35 protein-coding genes are annotated in these 20,769 nt (G+C 38.8%); 10 read left to right on the top strand and 25 right to left on the bottom strand.

Translation table 11 applies throughout. The features are described 5' to 3' along the window. Window positions 1-3 precede the first annotated feature (3 nt). The 12 genes from RBQ60_RS04985 to RBQ60_RS04930 all read right to left on the bottom strand — a co-directional run bounded on the left by RBQ60_RS04985 (window position 4) and on the right by RBQ60_RS04930 (window position 8,480). Complete coding sequence (locus RBQ60_RS04985) at window positions 4-276, bottom strand: hypothetical protein (protein WP_307885469.1); 273 nt, start codon at window positions 274-276, stop codon at window positions 4-6. Continuing rightward, complete coding sequence (locus RBQ60_RS04980; protein WP_307885468.1) at window positions 276-413, bottom strand: hypothetical protein; 138 nt, start codon at window positions 411-413, stop codon at window positions 276-278. The genes RBQ60_RS04985 and RBQ60_RS04980 overlap by 1 nt, the downstream gene beginning before the upstream one ends. Continuing rightward, complete coding sequence (locus tag RBQ60_RS04975; RefSeq protein ID WP_307885467.1) at window positions 410-1,588, bottom strand: phage major capsid protein; 1,179 nt, start codon at window positions 1,586-1,588, stop codon at window positions 410-412. Before RBQ60_RS04975 ends, RBQ60_RS04980 begins: the two co-directional genes overlap by 4 nt. Continuing rightward, window positions 1,581-2,150 (bottom strand): HK97 family phage prohead protease, encoded by a 570-nt coding sequence (locus RBQ60_RS04970; RefSeq protein WP_307885466.1) that lies wholly within the window; start codon window positions 2,148-2,150, stop codon window positions 1,581-1,583. Before RBQ60_RS04970 ends, RBQ60_RS04975 begins: the two co-directional genes overlap by 8 nt. Then, a complete protein-coding gene (locus tag RBQ60_RS04965) occupies window positions 2,131-3,348 on the bottom strand; it encodes a phage portal protein (protein ID WP_307885465.1) in 1,218 nt (405 codons plus the stop codon). Before RBQ60_RS04965 ends, RBQ60_RS04970 begins: the two co-directional genes overlap by 20 nt. A gap of 4 nt (window positions 3,349-3,352) precedes the next feature. Beyond that, a complete protein-coding gene (locus tag RBQ60_RS04960) occupies window positions 3,353-5,089 on the bottom strand; it encodes a terminase large subunit (RefSeq protein ID WP_307885464.1) in 1,737 nt (578 codons plus the stop codon). Beyond that, the gene (locus tag RBQ60_RS04955) at window positions 5,089-5,583 is read right to left on the bottom strand and encodes a helix-turn-helix domain-containing protein (RefSeq protein ID WP_307885463.1); all 495 of its coding nucleotides are present in this window, start codon (window positions 5,581-5,583) and stop codon (window positions 5,089-5,091) included. The genes RBQ60_RS04960 and RBQ60_RS04955 overlap by 1 nt, the downstream gene beginning before the upstream one ends. 116 nt (window positions 5,584-5,699) lie before the next feature. Next, window positions 5,700-6,002 (bottom strand): HNH endonuclease, encoded by a 303-nt coding sequence (locus RBQ60_RS04950; RefSeq protein ID WP_307885462.1) that lies wholly within the window; start codon window positions 6,000-6,002, stop codon window positions 5,700-5,702. A 24-nt stretch (window positions 6,003-6,026) separates the two neighbouring features. Next, on the bottom strand, window positions 6,027-6,170 hold the full coding sequence (locus tag RBQ60_RS04945; protein ID WP_307885461.1) for a hypothetical protein: 144 nt from the start codon (window positions 6,168-6,170) through the stop codon (window positions 6,027-6,029). Between the two features lie 1,111 nt (window positions 6,171-7,281). Continuing rightward, window positions 7,282-7,782 (bottom strand): hypothetical protein, encoded by a 501-nt coding sequence (locus RBQ60_RS04940; protein ID WP_307885460.1) that lies wholly within the window; start codon window positions 7,780-7,782, stop codon window positions 7,282-7,284. Between the two features lie 114 nt (window positions 7,783-7,896). Continuing rightward, on the bottom strand, window positions 7,897-8,295 hold the full coding sequence (locus RBQ60_RS04935) for a hypothetical protein (protein WP_307885459.1): 399 nt from the start codon (window positions 8,293-8,295) through the stop codon (window positions 7,897-7,899). 5 nt (window positions 8,296-8,300) lie between these two features. After that, window positions 8,301-8,480 carry a hypothetical protein gene (locus tag RBQ60_RS04930; protein WP_307885458.1) on the bottom strand — a complete coding sequence of 60 codons (180 nt, stop codon included), beginning with the start codon at window positions 8,478-8,480 and terminating at the stop codon, window positions 8,301-8,303. Between the two features lie 113 nt (window positions 8,481-8,593). Here RBQ60_RS04930 and RBQ60_RS04925 point away from each other — a divergent pair, with 113 nt between their 5' ends. After that, on the top strand, window positions 8,594-8,734 hold the full coding sequence (locus tag RBQ60_RS04925) for a hypothetical protein (RefSeq protein WP_307885457.1): 141 nt from the start codon (window positions 8,594-8,596) through the stop codon (window positions 8,732-8,734). Between the two features lie 16 nt (window positions 8,735-8,750). Beyond that, entirely contained in the window at window positions 8,751-8,924 is a 174-nt protein-coding gene (locus RBQ60_RS04920) for a hypothetical protein (protein ID WP_307885456.1), read from the top strand. Between the two features lie 32 nt (window positions 8,925-8,956). Here RBQ60_RS04920 and RBQ60_RS04915 read toward each other — a convergent pair whose 3' ends face one another. Beyond that, window positions 8,957-9,382 carry a single-stranded DNA-binding protein gene (locus RBQ60_RS04915; RefSeq protein WP_307885455.1) on the bottom strand — a complete coding sequence of 142 codons (426 nt, stop codon included), beginning with the start codon at window positions 9,380-9,382 and terminating at the stop codon, window positions 8,957-8,959. Between the two features lie 229 nt (window positions 9,383-9,611). Between RBQ60_RS04915 and RBQ60_RS04910 the strand changes: the two genes are divergently transcribed. After that, complete coding sequence (locus RBQ60_RS04910) at window positions 9,612-9,788, top strand: DUF6774 domain-containing protein (RefSeq protein WP_307885454.1); 177 nt, start codon at window positions 9,612-9,614, stop codon at window positions 9,786-9,788. A 181-nt stretch (window positions 9,789-9,969) separates the two neighbouring features. Here RBQ60_RS04910 and RBQ60_RS04905 read toward each other — a convergent pair whose 3' ends face one another. From RBQ60_RS04905 to RBQ60_RS04860, 10 genes are all read right to left on the bottom strand, one after another. Further along, window positions 9,970-10,698 (bottom strand): rolling circle replication-associated protein, encoded by a 729-nt coding sequence (locus RBQ60_RS04905; protein ID WP_307885453.1) that lies wholly within the window; start codon window positions 10,696-10,698, stop codon window positions 9,970-9,972. 233 nt (window positions 10,699-10,931) lie between these two features. Beyond that, complete coding sequence (locus RBQ60_RS04900; protein ID WP_307885452.1) at window positions 10,932-11,507, bottom strand: hypothetical protein; 576 nt, start codon at window positions 11,505-11,507, stop codon at window positions 10,932-10,934. A 283-nt stretch (window positions 11,508-11,790) separates the two neighbouring features. Next, the gene (locus RBQ60_RS04895; RefSeq protein ID WP_307885451.1) at window positions 11,791-12,081 is read right to left on the bottom strand and encodes a hypothetical protein; all 291 of its coding nucleotides are present in this window, start codon (window positions 12,079-12,081) and stop codon (window positions 11,791-11,793) included. Further along, window positions 12,047-12,232 (bottom strand): hypothetical protein, encoded by a 186-nt coding sequence (locus RBQ60_RS04890; protein WP_307885450.1) that lies wholly within the window; start codon window positions 12,230-12,232, stop codon window positions 12,047-12,049. The genes RBQ60_RS04895 and RBQ60_RS04890 overlap by 35 nt, the downstream gene beginning before the upstream one ends. Next, window positions 12,229-12,531: a hypothetical protein gene (locus RBQ60_RS04885; RefSeq protein WP_307885449.1), complete on the bottom strand. Its 303-nt coding sequence runs from the start codon at window positions 12,529-12,531 to the stop codon at window positions 12,229-12,231. Before RBQ60_RS04885 ends, RBQ60_RS04890 begins: the two co-directional genes overlap by 4 nt. Before the next feature lie 8 nt (window positions 12,532-12,539). Next, window positions 12,540-12,842, bottom strand: a complete 303-nt coding sequence (locus RBQ60_RS04880) for a hypothetical protein (protein ID WP_307885448.1) — start codon at window positions 12,840-12,842, stop codon at window positions 12,540-12,542. After that, window positions 12,821-13,135, bottom strand: coding sequence for an AbrB/MazE/SpoVT family DNA-binding domain-containing protein (locus RBQ60_RS04875; protein WP_307885447.1), 315 nt, complete (start codon window positions 13,133-13,135; stop codon window positions 12,821-12,823). Before RBQ60_RS04875 ends, RBQ60_RS04880 begins: the two co-directional genes overlap by 22 nt. 51 nt (window positions 13,136-13,186) lie before the next feature. Then, the gene (locus tag RBQ60_RS04870) at window positions 13,187-13,387 is read right to left on the bottom strand and encodes a hypothetical protein (protein ID WP_307885446.1); all 201 of its coding nucleotides are present in this window, start codon (window positions 13,385-13,387) and stop codon (window positions 13,187-13,189) included. Window positions 13,388-13,430: 43 nt separating this feature from the next. After that, on the bottom strand, window positions 13,431-13,595 hold the full coding sequence (locus tag RBQ60_RS04865) for a hypothetical protein (protein WP_307885445.1): 165 nt from the start codon (window positions 13,593-13,595) through the stop codon (window positions 13,431-13,433). 45 nt (window positions 13,596-13,640) lie between these two features. Further along, window positions 13,641-13,886, bottom strand: a complete 246-nt coding sequence (locus RBQ60_RS04860; RefSeq protein ID WP_307885444.1) for a helix-turn-helix domain-containing protein — start codon at window positions 13,884-13,886, stop codon at window positions 13,641-13,643. 166 nt (window positions 13,887-14,052) lie between these two features. On the opposite strand from RBQ60_RS04860, the gene RBQ60_RS04855 reads away from it, so the two are divergent. The 5 genes from RBQ60_RS04855 to RBQ60_RS04835 all read left to right on the top strand — a co-directional run bounded on the left by RBQ60_RS04855 (window position 14,053) and on the right by RBQ60_RS04835 (window position 17,824). Beyond that, window positions 14,053-14,544 carry a helix-turn-helix domain-containing protein gene (locus RBQ60_RS04855; protein WP_307885443.1) on the top strand — a complete coding sequence of 164 codons (492 nt, stop codon included), beginning with the start codon at window positions 14,053-14,055 and terminating at the stop codon, window positions 14,542-14,544. Window positions 14,545-14,561: 17 nt separating this feature from the next. Continuing rightward, on the top strand, window positions 14,562-15,029 hold the full coding sequence (locus RBQ60_RS04850) for an ImmA/IrrE family metallo-endopeptidase (protein WP_307885442.1): 468 nt from the start codon (window positions 14,562-14,564) through the stop codon (window positions 15,027-15,029). Between the two features lie 67 nt (window positions 15,030-15,096). Continuing rightward, window positions 15,097-15,489, top strand: a complete 393-nt coding sequence (locus tag RBQ60_RS04845; protein WP_307885441.1) for an HI0074 family nucleotidyltransferase substrate-binding subunit — start codon at window positions 15,097-15,099, stop codon at window positions 15,487-15,489. Between the two features lie 122 nt (window positions 15,490-15,611). Then, window positions 15,612-16,235 carry a copper amine oxidase N-terminal domain-containing protein gene (locus tag RBQ60_RS04840; RefSeq protein ID WP_307885440.1) on the top strand — a complete coding sequence of 208 codons (624 nt, stop codon included), beginning with the start codon at window positions 15,612-15,614 and terminating at the stop codon, window positions 16,233-16,235. A gap of 164 nt (window positions 16,236-16,399) precedes the next feature. After that, entirely contained in the window at window positions 16,400-17,824 is a 1,425-nt protein-coding gene (locus RBQ60_RS04835) for a recombinase family protein (RefSeq protein ID WP_307885439.1), read from the top strand. A gap of 266 nt (window positions 17,825-18,090) precedes the next feature. Here RBQ60_RS04835 and RBQ60_RS04830 read toward each other — a convergent pair whose 3' ends face one another. Next, a complete protein-coding gene (locus tag RBQ60_RS04830) occupies window positions 18,091-18,321 on the bottom strand; it encodes a hypothetical protein (RefSeq protein WP_307885438.1) in 231 nt (76 codons plus the stop codon). Window positions 18,322-18,496: 175 nt separating this feature from the next. On the opposite strand from RBQ60_RS04830, the gene RBQ60_RS04825 reads away from it, so the two are divergent. After that, on the top strand, window positions 18,497-19,408 hold the full coding sequence (locus RBQ60_RS04825; RefSeq protein ID WP_307885437.1) for a radical SAM protein: 912 nt from the start codon (window positions 18,497-18,499) through the stop codon (window positions 19,406-19,408). A gap of 33 nt (window positions 19,409-19,441) precedes the next feature. Continuing rightward, window positions 19,442-19,792: a cupin domain-containing protein gene (locus RBQ60_RS04820; protein ID WP_307885436.1), complete on the top strand. Its 351-nt coding sequence runs from the start codon at window positions 19,442-19,444 to the stop codon at window positions 19,790-19,792. A 166-nt stretch (window positions 19,793-19,958) separates the two neighbouring features. On the opposite strand, the gene RBQ60_RS04815 is transcribed toward RBQ60_RS04820, so the two are convergent. Beyond that, window positions 19,959-20,600, bottom strand: coding sequence for a TrkA C-terminal domain-containing protein (locus RBQ60_RS04815; protein WP_307885435.1), 642 nt, complete (start codon window positions 20,598-20,600; stop codon window positions 19,959-19,961). Window positions 20,601-20,769 lie beyond the last annotated feature (169 nt).

Genomic DNA, 20,769 nt, shown 5'->3' with positions numbered 1-20,769 from the left:
CCATCATCCCTCCGATTTCATTTTCAGATTGTTCAGTTCCAACCGCATCCATACAGGCATACCCACCTCGCCCTTTTCTTTGCTTTGATATTCCCATACAGCATACTTCACAACAAAGAAAGTGTGGTCGCTCCTTTCAGGGTCAAGAGCAATGCCCCTGACCCGTATCAAATTATCCAGAACACTTTTTATAATGTGCTGCAAATAAGTATCTCTTACCGTAGAAGTGAACCCCAGCCTTTGCTTTACAAGGGTTAAAATTAATTCCTCATCCATTATACAGCCCCCTCTATTGCAGAAATTAACTCTACTTTCTTCATTCTGCTGTTAACATCAGCCCCATGGCTTAAGCCGTATTCCAACAGTTGGGCATTGGTCATTTGACCTAATTCAAGGCTAGAGGGCTGTATCACTCCCCCACTGGCGGCGTATATGTAACGAGATATCCTGCATTTGCATCAGCTTTTGTAATACCGAAGCGAATACCAGCCCTCAAATATTCACCGTAAATATGGTGGTCTACCCACTTCACTTCCAAATCTTTGCGGTTTGCCATGAATACACCTCTTTTTACATCGCCAATAAATGCCTTTGCATCGCCTTCCGCTCCAAGGTCTGTGTCGTTTACAATCTCAATGGGCATTCCTAAGAACACGTGGCCTGTTGGGCTTTTAATATCCTGCTGTAAAAGATATCTGCCGTCTTTATCTTTCAAGGTATCTACAGCATGATAAAAGGACGCAGACGCAATAATCATGCGTTCATACGCCCTATCCAACTTCTTGTTCACAATCTCTTTAATGCCATCCACACCCGTTACCGTCAATGGTGTAAAGGTCTTTAACACAGCAGAAATTTTCCCATTCACCGTATTAAGCTTTTGTTCCGCAGCATCCTTTGCCACTAGAGGAATAAGGTCGATTGCACTATCGTCAATGGCCTCTTGCGAAATAGCAATAGCCCCTCTGAATGTTTCAATCTCCCAAGGCACTTCGTTAAAGCTAGGGTCTGCAAGCTTGGGGTTTGTTTCCAACTCAATAACGGAGGCAAGTGTTGCGTTTGCTCGTTTTCTGACTGGGTATTTGCCACTAGCAGCAGTTACATTGGCGATGGTTACATACTTTGACAAATCTAACAGTGTTTTTAATTCGTCCTGAGGATTATAAAGAATCTCTGCTGGAATCGTAACCTCCGCTGTTGTGCTGGTAATGCCCGCAACTGCCCTCTTGCGGATATATCCGTTAATGGCAGCTCTCTTTTCTTCCATTTCTTCCGTCATATTTCCACCCCTCTTTTTGGTTTCCTTGAATGCCTGACCTAATCTCTTTTCAAAATCAGCCATCTGGGTATCAATACCCGCAATCTCAGTTCTTAACGCTTCCTGCTGCTCTTCATTTTCCCTAATGTTGCCGTCATTTTCATCAGTTTCGGCCACAATAGTATTTAAGTCCTGCTCTGTTTCAACCTTCTCGGCTCTTTCCTCCAACTCTTTTCTCTTGGATAAAAAGCTTAACCCCCTTGCCTCTAAGTCAGCAAGTGCCTTTTCTTTCATTCTTTTTTGTGCTGCTAAAATCTGCATGTTAGCCATTACGCAATCTCTCCTTTAACTCGTTTTTTCTTTTCTCAAAATCTTGTCTTCTTTCAAAATCCTGCTTTCTTGCACTGATTTGTGTTTGAGGATACGCAGGAAAAGGGCAAACACTTACCTCTCTAACATCCGCTTCTTTGATGATGCATTTAGAAATATCATCCGTGAGCTTGATGTATTCCTCATGCTCATATTCCGAATAGAAACCAAAGCTACACCCGTCAATATCACCACGCTTTACTCTTTCGTAGATGTTTACTGCTTCGCTATCATTGGGGTTAATCTTTATCTCCCCATAAACACCATAAGAGTCCTCTTTCAACATAAGGGTTCCTGCTGACTTTCTGCCCAATACAAAATTAGAGTCGTGATTATACAAAGCTCTAACATCATTAAGATTCAGCGATTTTGTGCAGGCCCCGCTTGCTATCTCCTCAAAAAAATTGTGCCATAGTTCCGTCTGCTGATTGTAGACAATGAAATATCCAGCTATGATTTTTTCACCAGTTTCCTCTTCCCTTGTCCTAAACTCAGACTTAAAATTAGCTGTCCGCATTTCCATTTTTATCACCGCCTTGTAATAGTTTTTTCTGCTTGTTTGCATCCTTCACAGGTATGTAATTTTCAAGCATTGTGTACTCCGTCATTTCTGGTAAACCTGTAGGCTCATACCCAGCAACGACCCTAACTTCATCAGCATTGAATACTCCCATAGCTTTACCCTCGTACATGGACGAAAGCCTACTATCCATATCAAAAGCCTTAAGGCTGTTGATGTTAAATTTAAAGAACCTATCACTTGCAATTAATAGTTTTTTAGTAAGTTCCTGTTGCAATATTTCAGCTATGGGCCGTATGGTTGTATCAATAAAATTGTTGTATTCCTTTTCGTTGTACTCGCCAATTCCAAGGAAGAATGCAGGGACACCAATTAATGCTGCAATAAACCTTTTGTCCAACTGCACACTTTCGTTGATGGCAATATCTGAAAGGCTCATATTTTGAAACTTCTCCACACTGATCAGACCCTCTGGAAATGTATAAGGCTGTCCGGGCTTGGTTTTCACCCATTTCTCAAAGGTCTTATCCCGCTCCGCTTCACTGCTGAATGCATCAGAATCCCCATTGAAGAAGAATATCAATCCTGGGCGGTAATGCTTTGTGTAGAAATCTGATTTTATATCATTGCTCTGCTTGATGTTACGCAAAACATCGGAAAGCTGTACCCGATAACTTTTTCCTTGCCATGGTCTATCGTAACAAGGGTTATTTACGAAGTTAATGATTTCATCGCTATCAAAATCAATATTACCTATCTTTACTTTGTAGCCCCCATCATCCAAGGGATACAAGGAGACCGCTCTGCTTTCCATTGGCCTTAACTCCTGCAAAAGACCTTCTCGATCGTGAGCTGGCAATAAAAAAGAATTGCCATACAAAAGCAACTCTTCAACGCATTTATATATCAGTGTTTTTCGGGTTAAATACGGATTGGGGTCAATATCAATCTTACGTGATAATTTATCAACAAGCCTAACATTGCCTATGCTCCCTGCATTTTGCATCTGGTAAATAGGCATACTGGAAACTAAGTCAGCTATTTTCTTTACACATACCTTAACATCGGGGTGCTTATGCAAGGGCATATATCCCTCCGACTGTGCTTGCAAAAATTCAGGCAGGGATATATACATGCTTTTATTTACACTCAATTCTGGTTCCGAACGAACCTTTGCTTTTCTCTTGCGGGAAGAACCCATGTTATCACACTCCTAATTGTCTTTTCTGTTCCATTAACTTTGTATTGTTTTCCAACATCCCAACCGCCGCAAACACAGAGGCGGCAAAAATATCTATTCTCAAGTTTTCTGCAATTTTACTGAATTCCATATAGCCACCTGTTTTTTCTTGTGCTAAAACATTTCCAATACAATATTCATAGGCTTCACTGTGCATATAATACAGCTTATTTTCCTCGGACATCCTGTCAATCCGCTGAAAGCCTTTGGTTGTCTTTTTGTATAACTGTGGCTGATCCGTTACTTTGAATTTTTCTGCTTTCATGGACTCTATGAATTCCTCACCAAAGGTACGGTCATACCGTATATCTTTGATTTTGAAACCCATGTTTCGCATACCGACAAACCATTTCACGATATCCGCCTGCTGTATGGTGTTTGAGTTACACATATCCAGAAACCCATCATCCTGCCAGCCAAAAAGGTCTATGCCATCCTGCTTCGCTTTCTCGTAAGCCCTGGTAATCGGAAACCACGCATGAGGGACAATTATGTCAACACCGTTGTAGTGGCCATATAAAACCGCCGCTGTAAGGTCTTTAATTTTAGAAAGGTCAACACCGCCATACCAAAAGATAGGCAGTTTCGCCAATTCTTCAAGTGTCCAATTATAGGAACCGTCACTTTCGATAAACTTATCCTTAGAGAAATACACCTTAAGACTAGGCATATAAATATTCAATTCCTTAGCAAGAAAACCCATTAAAGAGCCTTTTTCATTTGCTGAAATATGTGCTTCTCTTAGCATTTCCTCAGGTACGATGGTAACCCCATAGGAGGGGTTAGCCTTTTCATGTTCTATGGGATTTGTATAATCTACGCTCCCATCTTCGTTTTGGTCAGCCTTTGCTATGAATACAAAATAGCTATCATCTTTTATTTCTCCCTCAAGAATCTTTTGACATGTTTTCAACCTCCTGTAGCAAAAACTATTGGTGTCCTCCCCTGCTGTTGTAATGGCCAGCATGAGCTTATTTCTATACGCTTTCATCGCCCTTTGGTAATAAGTATACTGTTCATCATTTCTGTACTGGTGAATTTCATCAGCTATAACGAAGTTACCATTCAGCCCATCTTTTGGGTCACCACTAAAGGCTTGTATTACAATTTTGCCACCAGCAAATTCTCCTGAAATGCTATGCTCCATGTTGTTATCTGTGACAACAAACGGCTCGGGACCACTTCGTTTTTTTCTTACAAGTTTCATCATATCGAGATTGTCCCGAATAAAATCAAAACTCATCATTGACTGCATTTGCGTAAAGCTTGTAAGAAGTATTTTGCTTTCGCTTGCTGCATATTTCAGCCCGAAAGCCCATGCAAGGGCGGCGGCAAATGGTGTTTTGCCATTCTTTTTTGGTATAAAAATAAGCCCTTCTGTAAACCGTCTTATGTCGGTTTTGGGCTTGTAAAATCCAAAAAGATTATATACTACAAATTTTTGCCATGGTTGCAATATGAGCGGTTTCCCCCTAAATGGTTTTCCATCCTTGTCTTCTCCCCCTGTTAGTGCAAAGGTGCTTTCAATTATAGCGATAATCTCGTCTGCTTCTCTCGGTTTGAATTCAAACTTTCCGCTTTCCAAGTCAGCAACATATCTTTGGCAAGATTGTACCATTTCTTTACAGGCATGTTTTTTGCCGCTTAATATATCCCCGACATACTTATTAACTATTTCGTTGTCAGCCGAAATTTTCAACACTAGCCATCCCTACTTTCGGATTTGCGCCGCTCTATCTCTGCGAAAAGCCCTTGCAGTGGATTGGTCTGGTTATCATCTTGCGGCGGTTCTCTTTTATCTCGCCATTCAACAGGCTTACGATTTTTCAACCAGTAAATTTGTGCTGTTGTTTCAGGGGGCTTATGACGTATGAGGTCTAAAGTAATGGGAGTCACAATTTCCTTTTCTCGTTTTCCGTCTTTGTAAAATACTTCTTTTTTTGTGGCCGAAACCTGTTCTATGTAGCTGTATCCAGTAGCATTTTGGTATAAGGCATTTTCCACAATAACGTCTGCAATTGCCTTGCTCTTTTTTAGGGCTTCCGAAAGTTCCGAAAATCTTTTTTTCCAATCGTTGAAAGTAGAGTAAGCTATCCCCATGTTTTTCGCAATATCTTTTTCGGATAATCCGTCTCTTGCCCACGCCGAAATCTGCAATAACCCATCCTCACAAATCCACTTTTCGTACTTCGCCATACCATCACCGCCTTTCTGAATCAGCCTTTTTATTTTGACCAATGTAGTTGGAGAGAGAACACCCTCCTCCCCCCGTTCTCCAGATACACTTTTAAAAAGTTTCGTAGGTAGGGGGGCTATAAAATTTTTATTCTAGGAATCTGTCCACGCCTTAACCGTAACAACCACTTCTTGCCCCGCTCCGTTAATTCATCTGTAATTCTATCATGCATTGAATTATGGCAAGCATTACACAAGCTTATAAGATTACCCATATCATAAAATAAATCTAATGCATCAGGGTCACAGTGATGTACTGTATCGGCATCTGTCGTTTCCCCTTTACGCTTACACTCTTGACATTGGAACTTATCCCGCTTCAATACCGCAAGCCTTAAATGAATCCATCTTTTTTCTTTATACCTCTTTGGATGGGCCACGCTACCGCCACCTTTGACAACCCATTATGTATCCCACTTATTTTTTGCAGAATAAATCCCCTTTGCAATCAATACAGAAATATCCGTCATGATTACCAGCCGATAATACCAAGGCATTTCTAACCTTGCACCAATCATGAATAGTGCTGCCATAAGACAAATTCTCATATGTACCACCTCCTTTCATCTAAATAAAAAATCCCAAGAACATTAAGATTCTCAGGATTCATGGATAATTTTCTAGGAGACTAAATCTCACTTCACGAGGTCTGCACCTCAGTTACAATGTATGCACTTGTGTACCACCTTTTCAGCATGTTGCCACCCCCTAGGCTCCTTAATCACTTATCTACTTATCGTATTCAAACAATTTGTAGCAATTACTGCACTCTCGTGTCCCACTCTTTAACCACTGCGGCTCAACAGTTAACTTTCTGCAATATGGGCATCTAAGATACTTTAGTCTAATGATAAACGAAGCAGCCCATAGTCCTGAGTCTGTCCACAAAAGAAATTCCCATAATGCAGTTCTACGGTTCATTAAAGAAATAATTACAAACATACCAAAAGCTATAGAACTCATCACGATATATACTCTAGCATATGACCTTTTCAGCACATTCCCACCCCCAGATATCTTTAATCACATATCTATCTATCGTACTCAAATGGTTTGCCACACTTTTTGCAATGTTTGTTTCCGCTCTTTAACCATTGGGGCATAGCATCCCCTTTTCCACAACTCGGACATTTAAAGTATTTAAACCTGATAACTAGTGAAATAACAACCATACTCCATGCTATCCAAATGCAGCATTGCCACAGAGTATTGTTACTAGGCATAAAAAACAAAATTATAAAAATAGCTAAAGCCACAATATTCAACATAATACTTACTCTTGCATATGACCTTTTCAGCATGTTCCCACCTCCACATATCCTTAATCATATATCTATTTATCATACTCAAACGGCTTGCCACACTTAGGGCAATAAATCGTTTTATTACTTGACCATCGGAGTGGTACAATATACTTTCTGCAATTTAAACACCTAAGAAAAGCACACTGGATAAATGTAACACAAGAAAATAAAATCACAGCTATGCAAACCAGTATGATTCCTAACACAGGATACTGTTCTAAAAAAGCCAAAGCCAGAACAATTAGAAGATTAGTGCTTAGCATCACAATACACGCTCTTGCATACGACCTTTTCAGCATCTTACCACCCCTAACGCCAATTAATTCTTCACCGCCGCTTTCATTTCTCAATATAGTTACGGTGAATATGGTTCTACACGCTCGTTCATTGAATCTATCGCCTCTTTTGTAAGGTTTGTATACTTGTATCGGGCAAAGTATTCTTTCACATTATCTATTTTATGGCTTCCTAAATAAACCGCTTTAAGATAATAAGTTTCGTCCAGCTCATATATCTCATAGTGATAGAGTACTGGCCTATTTCTACTTGCTAACTTGAGTGGACGCACATCACGTCTATTGAAAATATAAACAGGAGCTTCCCTCTCAATCTCTAGACTTTGCCATGTTTCAACATCCATCCCAACAATTTCACCCAAATAAACATCTAGAATGGGATCGTCCTCATTGAAAATTTCAATATCCTGCCGATATGCATAATCGCAAAGATCATATAGTCTGCTTTCCTTTCCCTCTACATCAACAATACTATGCCTTTTCCAGACGCCTCCAATTTCAGGAGGTATTAAAAACAATCCTAAGACAAGTATAATCGTAAGAAAAATATCACGTTTCAATTCATACACCTCCTTCTTTATAATACACCAGAAAAATGGAAATTTCTACCTAATTATAAATAGAAAATGTTGTACAAAAATCAACAGTACCATAATAACATGAAAATACGTACCCTAAGTTCCAAGCTTCTTTCTATCCAGCACCCAAAAGAACTTTCTACGCTTCAAATAAAAATTAGTTTTACTCGCTGGCACTCCTAAATACTCGTATGCAATGCCATCTGTCACATTGCTAATTATGTACCGGGAAATCTCTCTATCCGCTTCAATGGCAGCATGTTCAATGATCTCAATATCCCTTTGTAACTGTGTCCGCCTTATTGCTGTATCTGCCGTTCTATCAGAGGTTTTGTTTCCTCCGCCCGCACTATCAAATTTGGGAGAAGAAAGTTCTGTTATTGCCCGAAGCTGTGATTGTTTTTCTCGATATTGCCTACAAAAATATTTTAACTCTCGATAGCGGTTTTCAGAAATATTATACTTTTCTAGCTTTAAATCTCTATCCTTCCCCAACGGCATCACTCCTTATATCCAATTACTATAACAATGTACAATGGGAACATATATCTACCACGCCCCACAGCTCTTTTAACTGCATAGCCCAACTTTTTAAGTTCATTAGCTTTTTGCAGCATTTCAATCTCACTGCCGTACTCATACTTCTTTCCAATTAAACTTTCGCCATATAATATTTTCATTCAATTATCTCCTTTAAAATTTTTCCGAAACCCCATAAAGTCTTAAGCCGTTATAATAAATGATTTAACATAATATCACTTTCTCTGGACATCCTAAGTCTGAGGTGAAAAATATGGATGAAGATAAAAAACGACCTGTCGTAGATGGAGTAATCGAAATCCCAATTTCTAAATCTTACCCCATAATCGACACGGACCTTGCAAGGGACAACATCGAAAACAACATGCCCGCTGCAGAACTACAAGACTTATAAAACCAGAGGTGATATTATGAAAAAATATCCTGACATGTATGAACTATTTAAAGACGATACAACAGCGAAAAAATACTTTGACAAACTTCCTGAGTATGTACAAGAACAAATCAGCACCCGTGCAAATGGCGTTAATTCCTTTGCAAGCCTAAAGGATTATGCTGAAAACTTACTTCGTGGGGATGACTAAGGAGCTTCGGCTCCTTTTTTCATACAATAATTTTAGAACGGTAAATCATCATCCTCTATCGTTCCATCTATGGGATAAAACCCGTCTGGTGTTTCTTGTTGTTGATTATCTTTTGATTGGCTTTCCTTCGTTCCGCTTCCTTTACTTTCTGCAAAGTATTGTTCTTCAATGATTACGTCCGTAGACCAGTGTTTTTTACCCTCGTTATCGTCCCAGGAACGTACTTGCAATCTTCCAACAACGCTAACCATCTGTCCTTTTTTGAAGTGTCTCTCTGCAAACTCCCCAGCCCTAGCGAATGCTACACAATTAATAAAATCCGCATCTGGTTCGCCTTTTCGCTTAAATCTCCGATTCACAGCTAGGGTGTATCTAGCAACGGCCAACGGTTCCGATCCTTGGGAATAACGTACTTCTGGGTCTTTTGTAAACCTGCCCATCAAAATAACTTTGTTCATAAATACCTCCCTACAAATTTACAATTTCAAGTCTATGTCTTTTTTATTTCCCACCACCTCTACTTTAGCTTGTCTACAACGTTGTGGATTATTTAAACACAGATTTTGCATTTTGTTTTATGACTACAATAAGCACAACAGATATTTCTCCTATCACCATTCGTAAAAATAGCCTCCGTCTTTGTTTTATTTCAGCTTTCTTTTTCATATATTGCATCGAGGTGATTTCATGGAAAACTGTCCCGATGTTGTAGCAATCACAATGCTTGCTTGTAAAATATCCGAGTGTCTTTCAGAGGAGGAGTTAGAAACATTGGCGGCCGACTTAAATTTATTGAGCGATGCCATAAGCTCAATTTTGGTACGCAAATCGCTAAATAAAAATACAGAACCCAATGATGGATAACCACGCCTTCACAAAGTCACTCTTCTGAGTGGCTTTTTTAAACTCAACCATCCAACAAATTTTCGATTAACATGCAATCCACCAAACACCACACCTTATTTGCTCCACCGTTTTCCTTGCATCTTATGCAATTCATGCAGGTACCCGATTCATATCGAAGCATAGCCGGCACAAGCATTTTTCACAATTCGTTTTTTTCTTTTCCTGCTCCATAATCCTCACCGCCTATTCTAATAGCCTTTAAATATCGAATTACCCCTATGTCCTCAGAAAAATACTCACTGCTTTCTACTACCACATACCCCTTGGGTGCCTGTGACCGTTTTTTTGGTTTCACAGACTTCAATTTTTTCACAATAACTTTTGGTGGCTTCAAATTTTTACTGGTGGACCATCTTTTTTCGTACTCTTTTACATTTTCCTTTGTTATGTATCTGGCCAATCCTGTGTAGTCTCCACCTGGTTCTAATTGGGAAATCATCACCCTCCCCAATCCCCACAGCTTTGACAGCTCTTTCAAGGTTATATCCATGGCATTTATTAAAAGATGATGGTGTTCCCTCTTGTCTTCCCTTTCCGTTACCACGATATACTTTATTGCTGAAAGCCCCTTTTTCTTTCTCCACCTTCTCATGCAACTTAAAAAATTCCGAAATTCTCTTTTAATTTCATCAAGCGTTAATCGTTCTCGGTATGTTAGGGTAACAAACAAATCTCCCGCTTTAAAATTGGTATTAATCAATCTTGATAGTTTTCTACGTGCTATTTTCAAATTCCGCTGTTTCTGTTCCTCGGAAGTTAAAAGTTCATTTTGTCCTCTGTTATGTTTTTTCCCAATGGCTTTTGGAGAGAAATATTCCTCACACTCGTATACGTCCCCTGCCCATATGTGTTTTCTATATCTTGGCATTGCCTTACCCCTTTCTCTATAAACCATGGCCCTAATGTTAATCTCATTATCGAGGAGCTAAGGGGCTTTTTGCCCCCAAATCTCAAGGTTTTAGAAACAGGCTTTTTGATAGAGAGCAACCCAAAATACTTGTGAATACATCTGAATTGTTGTATAATATAAGTACTATATCTTGGGTTTTATCTAAAACCTTGCCCCTTTCCTACGCCAATAGGAGAGGGGCTCTTTTCTTATCATTCATCTTGATAGCTACATTCTTCCGCAATGGTTCTCTTTGCCTCAACTCTGCACCTGTCGGCTAGTGTATCTACAGCCTCAAATAAAGAGGTACTCTCTGGTATGTACTCCATTATCACAGCGGAAAGCACCATCCCATCCTTTACCGCTACTGCTCTTCTTTTGCCCGTGTTTCTAATGAAATAGCGTTTATACGCTTCTTCTTTTTTCACAGTAGGCGCCAATAACTCGGTATCAAGCCATATTACGCCGCTTAACGTATAAATGGGTGTCAACAAACTTCCTGCATAAATTACAGAAATACCCGCATCATCTGCTGTTATCTCCTCTTCATCCGGCAAATCATTTTTTATAATTCGGGCAGGTTCATCTTCACATTTTGTGAACCATTTCTCTCTGCTGTCATCGGATACTCCCATTACAGTTAAAACAGTGTCCTCATCCAATATAGGCATATTTTCCAACCGGTAGGCAGCACTTCCTGTACTTAGCCATTGTTGTCCATCCTCGTCCAACATTAATATTGCAGTCTTATTTCTTTTTGCCAGTGTTGCTATTTTAGAAAATTTCATTTGAATCTCACCTCGCTAATTCACTTGTCCTTTTATCTAAAACCTTGCCCCACTCCTGTTACAGCAAGAGAGGGGCACTTTTTTTATTTATTCGTTTTTTCTTCCTTTTCACAATCACAGGTTTCCCCATGATCCAAAGCTGCTCCGCAAATTGGGCAAACATCGAATTTACTCATAACAACCTCCTATATTCAAATCCCCTTGTTTCCGAAAAAAATTTATGCTATAATCAATTTGGTTGTGGTGCTGGGTTTCCCAGTGCCTTTTTTATTGCATAAATTCCTCATTTTTTCCTCCTTGGCTTGTCCAGCCAAAAACTAACCGCTACAAGAATACCACCAACGGTGACACACTCATAAAACAAAAGTGCTTCTGCAGGTGCCGCTTCCGAAAACGGAACAACCACCGCTATTGCTACAATCCCGACAAACAGCAAGAATACCATCTTGCATATTTCAAAAAGTATGTATTCTCTAAATTTACGCTTTTCTCTCCGCTTAAAACGCTCATCCTTTTTCCTTGCCATTTCACAAATTATCTCAACCTTTTCTACCTCCTCTTTTTCTATATCCATGCTCCGCCCCTTTCTTGTGTGGCACATAGCCAGAACAAACAATAATATCGTTCATTTGAATAATTTCCGCTAATAACTTGCCATAAAACAATGCATTGCATTTCTTGGTATCATTCCTGCAGGAAAAACAAAGGCTTTCTTCTTTCCTCACCTACTCGCCCTACCTTTCAATATCTCAACCCGTTCCCCAATTTCTCTCCCCCGTAAAAGGTTATAGCGAAAGAACGTCTTGTGGGTATTAAGCTGCACAACAAAGCCATATTTCCACAATTCCACAACCGTACCTTCTCTAACTGTGGATTTGCTTTCTTTTTTCTCATTCGAACTAGCTATGTATTGCCTTACTTTTGTACCAACCTTTAATCCAATTCCCTCAGCTTTTGGACGAGTCATATTATCTTTGGCCGAAGGTTTAGGCGGTTTGGTTTCTTCCGACCGTATTTTCTTCATAATTCCCCCTATAAATAGTTCCTTCCAATAATACTCATAAATTCCTCACGGGTATGCTCACGTTCAAATACCCGTTGGCACTCCTGCTTTAATTTCAAATCCAACTCATGGCCATTCTTACCATGTACGCCATTTTCGCTCATGTTATGTAATTCTGGTGTTAGCAAAACCCAAAAGCCATGCTTGTCCGAAATCTTCCGCAATCCAGTTCCAAAATAAATATGGTGCTTATGCAAATAGCCTACCGCACCCGTCAAATAGCAGTACCGTCTATCACCCTGTAAAATACTTACCTTGCTACTCCCTTGCATAGTTTCTCCTTTTTTCTAATCTCTTTTTTCGCCGCTTCAACATAGGCCCCTACCTTATCAAGAATTTCCTTTTTATATTCAGGATTCTTCTCATTATCAAGCATTTCTGTTAGCCTTTGTGCAACGGAGAGAACATCATCCACTGCATCGTAACGTTTTATTACAATCCCATCCTCTGTTGTAAAAATCTCCATGGGGTCCCCGACCTTGATGCCAAGATTTCGTCTAATTTCCATGGGTAGAACAATTCTTCCAAGTTCGTCTAGCTTCCTAACTACACCTGTTGCTTTCATAAAATCATCCTTTCTTATAAAGCTTGTCCGCTTCATAGGGCTTTCGCCCGTTTAAGCAGTTTCAGTATTTTTAATTGGCTCAATGCTTTCCACTTCTAACCCATTCCTTGCGGCCCACTGTTCTGCATAACGCCTATCCGCATCCGTAAAAACTTTTACCTGCTCTTCCTTTGACAAAGAAGAAAATTCAACTTTCTCCCCACCTTTATGAACATAAACCCTGCCTTTAAGTAATTCTGGCTGTTTTTTCATTCCTTTCACCTCCTGTTAAATGCTATGTTTTACAAGAATTGTCCTATGCGTTCATCAATTCAAGCAATGCGTCAGCTCTTTCTTTTGCCTCACACCATTCTCTTTCATAACCTTTCTTGGGGCTGCTCATAAGATAATTGGCACTGTATGCAAATACATTGTTCATTTCCATGTCGTAATACTTTTGAAGTAGTTCATCCTTTGACATATTTAATCCCCTCCCTATTTTGTTCAGCCATTTTTTCTATCACGCCTAACTGGCATCTTTTTCTTTCTGCTTTTCATGTTCCATAAACAAATCATTTGGCGATACTCCAAGTGCATGTGATAACGCTAATATATCTTTTGCCTTGATTACTCGTCTGCCATTTAGCATGTCGTTAAATTGTTGCTTTGTGTAACCCGCTTTTTCTGCAACTGCACATTGCTTCATACCAGCTTCTTTTATAATGCGAAATACATTTTTAGGAATTGTTGCATTGTAATCAACCACATTCATAATCTCACCTCTTTCAAGTACGCATTTCTCGAACTTATGACGCAATTATATACTCATAACTCGTACTTGTCAATATGTTTCAATAAAAAAAGTTTTCAAAACTCGTACTTTTGTATTGACACACTAATATTGGTATTGTATGATAATCACAAAAGGAGGTGTCCTTATGTCTTTAAACGACAGAATAAAAGAAGCTCGCTTAAACAAAGGACTAACACAGGAACAGCTAGGAAAATTAATAGGTGTTGCCAAAACAACGGTAGCAGGATATGAAAAAAACAGAGAGCCCGATGCCTCTACAATAGGAGCTATTATTGATGCGTTAAATGTGGATGCTAACTTTTTGTTTCAGGACGAGATGCGAGAACTTCAATTTAACTCTTTCTCTATACCTGAAATAGGAATTATCAAAAAATACCGCAGTCTTAACGACTCTGGTAAAGAAATGGTTAATATGGTTTTAGAAAAAGAATACGAGAGAAGCAAAGTCGAACCATCCACTCAGGCAGAAACAACTAAAACCACTGTTGAAGATGCTTCCTTGGAGTACGACCACCTAATGCCAATCGCTGCTCATTTGGACAATCCCTCCGAAGAACAGATGGCTTTAGTACAAAAAGATTTAGAAAGACTTATGAAATTGAAAAATCAGATGTGATCTCTTAGAGGTGATGAATGACAAAGTACGAAAAACTTTTAGATGTTGTCTCAAAAGAAAACTTAAAGTTATTAGAGACAGAATTTGATTCAGAATTAAAAGGGTTATGTATTGGTAACTTTATAGCAATTAAAAAAGATATGCGTCAATCGGAAAAGGCTTGTATTCTAGCCGAAGAATTGGCTCATTACTACACCACTGTAGGCAACATTTTAGATCAGTCAAATTCATATAATCAAAAACAAGAAAATCAAGCTCGGAAAATGGCCGTAAATTATCTAATTTCCCCCGAAGATTTAGCCAGAGCATTTAGAATGGGTTACTATGATTTATTTGACATAGCCGAGTATCTTTCTCTTTCCTATGAATTTTTACTTGAGTCTTTAGCAGTTTTCAAAGTAAAGTATGGATTGATTTATGAAGGAAATGATTATCGCATTGAATTTAATGACCTTGGATTTTCCTTCCAAGATAAACTCGTGTAATTATACATCAACAATACTATCGATATAGCGTTAATCCAAAATATCAAAAAGGACGGTGTATTTCATTATGAGCAACTTTGAACACAGAATTGAGAACTTCAAAAAATCTGTTGAACGTCTTGAAGAAGCTCTGGCCGAATATAACACTACCAAAAGTACCACCGTACGGGATGGTGCTATCCATCGATTTAAATTATGTACAGAGCTTGCATGGAAAACAACAAGAGAGTATTTAGCTGAACAGGGCTTTATGGAACTAAACAGTCCCAAAACAGTTATGAGGGAAGCATCTTCCTATAAAATCATTGATGACCAAGATACTTGGATTCAAATATTAAATGACAGAAACCTAACATTTCATGTATATGATGATAAAATTGCTGATGAAATTGTCAAAAGAGTAGGCACTTCTCATATACTTGCTTTGAAGCAACTATTAGAATATCTTACAGATAAATAAAAAAATCCCCCACAGTACTGCGAATACTGTAGAGGAAAGCAAGAGCACAGAGAAATTTTAAAGTACCCTTAATTACATTATAAGTATTATGAAAATATTGTCAATTAAGGAGTGACGTTACTGTGAAATGGAAAAAACTTATTGCAACAACCTTGGCAACTGCATTGATATCGACAAATGCTTTTGCTGCTAACATTACGATTAATGGAAATAATTTGCAATCAGATACATCACCGGTTATTGCGAATGGGCGTACCTTGGTTCCCGTTCGACACATTTTTGAAAGTTTAGGCGCAACAGTTTCCTGGGATAGTTCTACTAAAACTATAACCGCTATACGTGGCACTACAAATATAGAATTGGTATTAAACCAATCTACCGCTGTAGTGAATGGCAATTCCTACACCCTAGACGTACCGCCTCAAATTATCGATGGTAGAACCATGGTTCCAGCAAGATTTATTGCAGAGAATCTAAACTGCAATGTAAGCTGGGATGCTACAACTCAAACAGTTGTTATCTCTGAATTAGATGCAACCCAATCCAATATTGCAGAGAAACAAACTACAACAACTACAAATACCCCTGCTGACTCTGCAGATGAAAAGGGTAAAACTGTCTATATCACCCGCACAGGCAAGAAGTATCATTATGATAGCACTTGCAACGGTGGCAATTATTTTTCTAGTACATTGGATGAAGCCCTTGCAATGGGATTAACACCTTGTTCTAAATGCGTTCATTGAATATGCAATCAATACCAAATTCATTTTAAATAAAAAACCCCCCACTCCGCTACCAACGAAGTGAGGGCAAGCGGTCATACCGTGGTACAATCCGCCCTAGCAAGCTAATTGTATCATAAGACCGCTTTATTTGCCATACAAAAAAATAAAGGAGGTCTTTTTTTATGCAAATTGCCGCTGCATATGTCCGTGTTTCCACGAACGACCAAACAGACTATTCTCCCTCAGCTCAGTTAGACGATATAAGGGAGTTTTGTTTAAAAAACCGCTACTTGCTTCCTGACGAGTTTATCTTTATGGAAGAAGGTATTTCTGGTAAAGAAGCTGGGAACCGTCCCGCTTTCCAGGAGATGATTCGCCAAGCAAGAAAAAAGCAGAATAAAATAAAATATATTATTGTCCATAAATATGACCGCTTCGCCAGAAATAAAGAGGATGCTGTTCTATACAAAGCCTTACTAAAAAAAGATGGGGTAAAGGTTATTTCCGTAAAGGAACCCATCCCCCAAGATGACAAGTTCGCCGTTATTTATGAATCTATGCTTGAGGCCATGGCTGAATACTACTCCCTCAACTTAGCTGAGGAAGTAAAAAAAGGTATGACCAAAAAGGCACAGCTTGGTGGATGGCAAACAAGGCCACCTTTTGGGTACCGCTCCGAAAAAGGAACATTAGCTATTCATCCTCAAGAAGCGGAAGTAGTGAAAAGCATTTTTTCAGATTTTTTAAAAGGAGTTTCTTCTTCCCTAATTGCAAAGCGGTTGAATCAAAATGGATTCCGTTTACATACTGGTAATCCTTTTGCTCAACGCCATATTGACTATATTATTCAAAATCCTGCATACAAAGGATATGCCCGTTGGCACCCCGCTCCTGGTGAAACTATAATATCAAAAAGCAATTTCAAACCTATCTTAGACGAGGAAACTTGGGATGAAGCAAACAAGAAATTTAAAGAAGTAGTCAAAGCACGTCCAAGAAATGACTATGCTCTTTTTCATCGAACCCACTGGCTTAGTGGTTTAGTTCGTTGTTCTGATTGCGAAAGTATACTTGTAATAAACCGTACGAATGGATTTTTCTTTCAGTGTAAAGGCTATCGCAATGGATTATGCCCTACTTCACATTACGTGACTGTACCCGTTATAGAACAGTCCGTTTTATCCTTGTTAAAAACCACTGTGGAAGACTCCACTTTACTGGAAGGACAAAAAATCAATATAAAGCGAACGGCATCAGGCCACGACAATACTGCCATGCTATCCATGATGTTAAGCAAGGCACAGAAAAGACTTGCAAAGGCAAAGGAAGCCTTTCTTGCGGAAATAGATTCCTTGGAAGAGTACCGTCAAAATAAAATGACCATCGAAAGTGAAATCTCTTCCTTGAAAGACGAGCTGGCAAAACAGTCCATAGAGCATCCTATTGATTACGAAAAATTTGCTTATCACATTCAATCGGTAATTGATATTTTAGAAAGTGATACAGCCATGGAAAACAAGATTCTAGCCGCTTCAAATCTAATCGAAAAGGTTGTATTCTTCAAGGAAACGAAGTCTATTGATTTATATTTATTGTACAATGAATAGCTACTGTTCCTTGCGGTGGTTCGGCTCTCCTAATTGCGAGGTAGACAACAATAACTGCGGATGCAACAACAACTGCAATAACAACTGCAACAACAACTGTAACAACAACTGTGGATGCAATAACAATTGCGGATGCAGATAATTTTGGCTTACACAAAATGTCCCCGACCTAAGGTTGGGGATTTTCATTTAACCAAATTTAACTCAAAAAAAAGCCCCTTAGGGGGCAAAGGGGCAGAAATGTATGTAAGGGGATTTCTCCCCAATTAGTTTAATTTAATTTTAAAGCTTTCAACAATCTTTTCATAACAACCTTGGCATAAATCAAAGGAGTCTTGTCGTCCATCTTCCTTGGAGAAATAACCCCAAGATTTCTCAGCATGGAAATATTCTTCCCATACTCCGTCGCTAACTAGGGGTATCTCTTTACCACAACAATTGCAAACCACTTTTGACACCACATGGTTTTCCTGCATTGCAACTTTGTATTCTTTCATTATCCTGCCCCCTTTTTCATCTTCTTCTTTCGACTTACAACTGCATTTTAACACAAGACTTTTCATTTTTCTATATGAAACTGTTTCTAATCATGGTATCATATAGAAAATAAAAAAATCTTCCGTTGATATTTAACGTGATTTAGTAGGGGTAACTGGAAGGCAGGTTTTACATATGGAACAACAAAATACGGCTTTAACCTCTTGTAACGTCTGCCCCAGACAATGCCATATAGATCGTACCAAAGGTCGTGGCTTTTGTCATGCTTTTATTCTGCCAAAAGTAGCCTTGGTTAGCACGCATTTATGGGAAGAACCACCCATCAGTGGTACAAAAGGTTCTGGAACTGTTTTCTTTTCCCATTGTAATCTTCGCTGTGTCTTCTGTCAAAACCACCAAATTAGCGAGGACGGTTTTGGCAAAGAAATTACTATTGAGCGTTTGGCCAAAATTTTTATGGAGCAACAACTTAAGGGACTGCATAATATCAACTTAGTTTCTCCAACTCACTTCATCCCCCAAATTGCTGTAGCGTTGGGTATTGCCAAAGACATGGGCCTTACAATCCCCGTTGTTTACAACTCAAATGGATATGAATCTATTGAGGGGCTTCACCTATTAGATGGGTTGGTGGATGTTTACCTTCCTGATTTTAAATACTGGGATGAAGAAATAGCAAGGGCATATTCCGCCGCTCCAAACTATTCTAACATTGCTGCCCAAGCCATCCTTGAGATGAGACGACAGGTACCAGAGGATATTTTTGATACAAACGGGATTATGAAAAAAGGATTGATTTTGCGTCATCTTATACTGCCCTCCCATTATCGGGACAGTTATAAAATACTTAACTGGGTAAAGGAGTCTTTGGGAACAGAAACTTATGTCTCCCTCCTCAGCCAGTATACGCCCATGCATCGGGCAAATACAGTCAAAGCACTTTCCCGTAAGCTTACTACCTTTGAATACGAAAAGGTTACAGAATATTTTTTAAAAATCGGACTAAAAAACGGTTTTATACAACAAAGGAGTTCAGCAACTTCTGATTACACCCCTATTTTTGATTTAAAAGGTGTTGAAGAATGAACTCTTTCATAAAAAGAGAGGAGAATATAATTTATGGTAAGAAAAGCGAGAGTCGTAACAGTTGAAGGTTTGAGAGATGGCAAAGGCACCGTAGAAATCCACCACTTCTTAGAAAAAGAAGAATTATTAGGACACTGCGGTATGTATGCTCGTGTTATTTTAAAACCTCACAGTAGCATTGGCTGGCATCAGCACGTTGGGAACACAGAACCTTACGCAATCATCAAAGGTGAAGGTACTTTTATTGACAACGACGGTTCCAAAACAACAGTCCATCCTGGGGACGTCTGTCTCATTGAAGTAGGTCAGTGGCACTCCATCGAAAATAATACCGATGAGGATATGGAAATGATCGCCCTGATTATCAACGAAGAAGCAAAATAAATACATAAATAAACGCCCATTCTAATATACTTTTAGGATGGGCGTTATACTTTCGAAAATTATAATTTTAGTTCATACGAATCCAATACCCTTAAATGAAGCGGATATTGTAGTTAGGATTACTTTAGAATGTGTACTACTCCTTAAAGAACACTATACAAATCCCTTATATACTATCCTCATGAGCAATAAAATCCTTTACTCTTTGAAAATGCTCTTCTGCACATACAAAATAAACAATATCATTTGGCAAAAAACTCATATGAGGACCAGGGGAAATAAATAACTCCGTGCCTCGTTTGACGGCAGTTATGGTTGCCCCAGTATTGTACCAGAACTTCAGCTCATTTGTTGTTTTTCCAACAACATGGCTCCCCCTTGGAATAGACAATTCATAGCTAGCGCCTAAGTTCACTTTTTTTTGACCCAAGGTATATTCCAAAAGAGAATCCAAATTTTCATCAATTTGTTTTTCCAAGTTTGCTTTTTCGAATCGCAGCCTTTTTAATAAATCTCTTGTTTCATGTAAATCATTTTTTGCAGAGAATTTATCAATAAATACCCTTGCTTGCTTTGATGATGTAATAAAAATGCCACTTTTCTCGGATACTTTAATGACATCCATATCCTCTAAAAGAGATGCGGACCTTCTAATTGTTTCCGGAGACACATTATATTCACTTGCCAACGTAGACCGTCCTTTTAATTTATCACCCTCCACAAACTCCATACTATCAATTCTGTTGGCTATATCAACGGCTATTTTAATATAGCGTGGAACTTTATTGCTTGCTAATACCTTTTCCAAATTTATCCCTCTTTCGTATATATGGTGCTACTGACTCCATTTTAACATATAGGATTTATGTGTCAAGGAAGACAAATGTACCTTTCTAGTATTTTAAACTGCATTTTTTTATTGCTGTTTCATATTAAGAAATTTGTAGAAAAAAAATAATTTACAACTAGCAACCTCG

The sequence above is a fragment of the Anaerotignum sp. MB30-C6 genome, assembly GCF_030908465.1.
GTDB lineage: Bacteria > Bacillota > Clostridia > Lachnospirales > Anaerotignaceae > Chakrabartyella.
Note: the sequence above shows the minus strand (reverse complement) of the source record. Positions and strands in the feature narration are given on the sequence as shown.

Bases quoted from the DNA above. Each gene is read 5' to 3' on its own strand.
- RBQ60_RS04985 (WP_307885469.1), bottom strand. From the start codon at position 276: ATGGATGAGGAATTAATTTTAACCCTTGTAAAGCAAAGGCTGGGGTTC.
- RBQ60_RS04975 (WP_307885467.1), bottom strand. From the start codon at position 1,588: ATGGCTAACATGCAGATTTTAGCAGCACAAAAAAGAATGAAAGAAAAG.
- RBQ60_RS04970 (WP_307885466.1), bottom strand. From the start codon at position 2,150: ATGGAAATGCGGACAGCTAATTTTAAGTCTGAGTTTAGGACAAGGGAA.
- RBQ60_RS04965 (WP_307885465.1), bottom strand. From the start codon at position 3,348: ATGGGTTCTTCCCGCAAGAGAAAAGCAAAGGTTCGTTCGGAACCAGAA.
- RBQ60_RS04955 (WP_307885463.1), bottom strand. From the start codon at position 5,583: ATGGCGAAGTACGAAAAGTGGATTTGTGAGGATGGGTTATTGCAGATT.
- RBQ60_RS04945 (WP_307885461.1), bottom strand. From the start codon at position 6,170: ATGAGAATTTGTCTTATGGCAGCACTATTCATGATTGGTGCAAGGTTA.
- RBQ60_RS04930 (WP_307885458.1), bottom strand. From the start codon at position 8,480: ATGAAAATATTATATGGCGAAAGTTTAATTGGAAAGAAGTATGAGTAC.
- RBQ60_RS04925 (WP_307885457.1), top strand. From the start codon at position 8,594: ATGGATGAAGATAAAAAACGACCTGTCGTAGATGGAGTAATCGAAATC.
- RBQ60_RS04920 (WP_307885456.1), top strand. From the start codon at position 8,751: ATGAAAAAATATCCTGACATGTATGAACTATTTAAAGACGATACAACA.
- RBQ60_RS04915 (WP_307885455.1), bottom strand. From the start codon at position 9,382: ATGAACAAAGTTATTTTGATGGGCAGGTTTACAAAAGACCCAGAAGTA.
- RBQ60_RS04910 (WP_307885454.1), top strand. From the start codon at position 9,612: ATGGAAAACTGTCCCGATGTTGTAGCAATCACAATGCTTGCTTGTAAA.
- RBQ60_RS04905 (WP_307885453.1), bottom strand. From the start codon at position 10,698: ATGCCAAGATATAGAAAACACATATGGGCAGGGGACGTATACGAGTGT.
- RBQ60_RS04900 (WP_307885452.1), bottom strand. From the start codon at position 11,507: ATGAAATTTTCTAAAATAGCAACACTGGCAAAAAGAAATAAGACTGCA.
- RBQ60_RS04895 (WP_307885451.1), bottom strand. From the start codon at position 12,081: ATGGATATAGAAAAAGAGGAGGTAGAAAAGGTTGAGATAATTTGTGAA.
- RBQ60_RS04885 (WP_307885449.1), bottom strand. From the start codon at position 12,531: ATGAAGAAAATACGGTCGGAAGAAACCAAACCGCCTAAACCTTCGGCC.
- RBQ60_RS04880 (WP_307885448.1), bottom strand. From the start codon at position 12,842: ATGCAAGGGAGTAGCAAGGTAAGTATTTTACAGGGTGATAGACGGTAC.
- RBQ60_RS04875 (WP_307885447.1), bottom strand. From the start codon at position 13,135: ATGAAAGCAACAGGTGTAGTTAGGAAGCTAGACGAACTTGGAAGAATT.
- RBQ60_RS04870 (WP_307885446.1), bottom strand. From the start codon at position 13,387: ATGAAAAAACAGCCAGAATTACTTAAAGGCAGGGTTTATGTTCATAAA.
- RBQ60_RS04865 (WP_307885445.1), bottom strand. From the start codon at position 13,595: ATGTCAAAGGATGAACTACTTCAAAAGTATTACGACATGGAAATGAAC.
- RBQ60_RS04860 (WP_307885444.1), bottom strand. From the start codon at position 13,886: ATGAATGTGGTTGATTACAATGCAACAATTCCTAAAAATGTATTTCGC.
- RBQ60_RS04855 (WP_307885443.1), top strand. From the start codon at position 14,053: ATGTCTTTAAACGACAGAATAAAAGAAGCTCGCTTAAACAAAGGACTA.
- RBQ60_RS04850 (WP_307885442.1), top strand. From the start codon at position 14,562: ATGACAAAGTACGAAAAACTTTTAGATGTTGTCTCAAAAGAAAACTTA.
- RBQ60_RS04845 (WP_307885441.1), top strand. From the start codon at position 15,097: ATGAGCAACTTTGAACACAGAATTGAGAACTTCAAAAAATCTGTTGAA.
- RBQ60_RS04835 (WP_307885439.1), top strand. From the start codon at position 16,400: ATGCAAATTGCCGCTGCATATGTCCGTGTTTCCACGAACGACCAAACA.
- RBQ60_RS04830 (WP_307885438.1), bottom strand. From the start codon at position 18,321: ATGAAAGAATACAAAGTTGCAATGCAGGAAAACCATGTGGTGTCAAAA.
- RBQ60_RS04825 (WP_307885437.1), top strand. From the start codon at position 18,497: ATGGAACAACAAAATACGGCTTTAACCTCTTGTAACGTCTGCCCCAGA.
- RBQ60_RS04820 (WP_307885436.1), top strand. From the start codon at position 19,442: ATGGTAAGAAAAGCGAGAGTCGTAACAGTTGAAGGTTTGAGAGATGGC.